Annotated in this window: 1 protein-coding gene; it reads right to left on the reverse strand. The window is 67.3% G+C overall.

Features of this window, described 5'->3' with window-relative positions; genetic code table 11:
- Window positions 1-521, reverse strand: a 521-nt coding sequence (locus tag ABZU25_RS27410) for a C39 family peptidase (RefSeq protein WP_355032242.1), incomplete at its 3' end; no start/stop codon positions are given.
- Window positions 522-802: the final 281 nt, after the last annotated feature.

Below are 802 nucleotides of genomic sequence, written 5' to 3' on the forward strand. Positions count from 1 at the left end.
TAGTGCCCGCCTTCGTAGGAGTGCACACCGCCGTTGGTGTCGGTGCTGGTGCCGGCGATGTTCGCGACCACGGCCCGCCCGTCGTCGACGGTCTTCACAACGTCAGCGCGCAGCTTGTCGGTCTGCTTGTCATCGGCGTTGGGGTTGCTGATCTCCACGCTGTGGTAGGCGTCGCTCTTACCGGTTTCCTTGTTCAGCACCGGGGTGATGTCGTTGATCGAGTTGGTGCCGGCCTCGGTGGTGCCCATCTCCTTGGCCATGTCATCGACGTTGATGTTCTTACCCTGCACGGACAGGGCGTTACGGGTCGCGGCCGGGCCGCAGTAGTAGAAGTTCGGCTGCGCCTCGTAGCGCACACCCAACTCCCGCTCACCCGACGGCTTACGGTCGGACTGGGTCTGGGTGGCCGGCTTGGCATCCGACGCGGCGTAGGCGGCGGTGACGGGTCCGGCGATGGCACCACCGGTGAACGCGAGCCCAGCGGCGGTCAGAGCGGTCTTACGGATCAGATCGGTACGCATGATGGCGTGCTCCTCTGCATCGGGGGAACCCACACAGCACTCAACAAGGGGGGTGCGTGGCCATGCGGGGAAGTTCAAGGGGATCAGCCCGGCAGCCCTGCGGGGGTCCTGCTCGGGGGTATCCCGGAGGGTGGTGCAACGGTCCGGGGCAGCGAATCATTCCGCCAGCGTTCTTCCGGACCAGGCCGGCCGGTGGTGCTCGACCGTGCGGGGGAGGTAACCGCGGCGACCGGCCGGGTGTTCCCGGGGGCCGACGGCCACCGGGATGTAACCGCGGCGAC

The organism is Micromonospora sp. NPDC005215, from assembly GCF_040607915.1.
In the GTDB taxonomy this organism is placed as follows: domain Bacteria; phylum Actinomycetota; class Actinomycetes; order Mycobacteriales; family Micromonosporaceae; genus Micromonospora.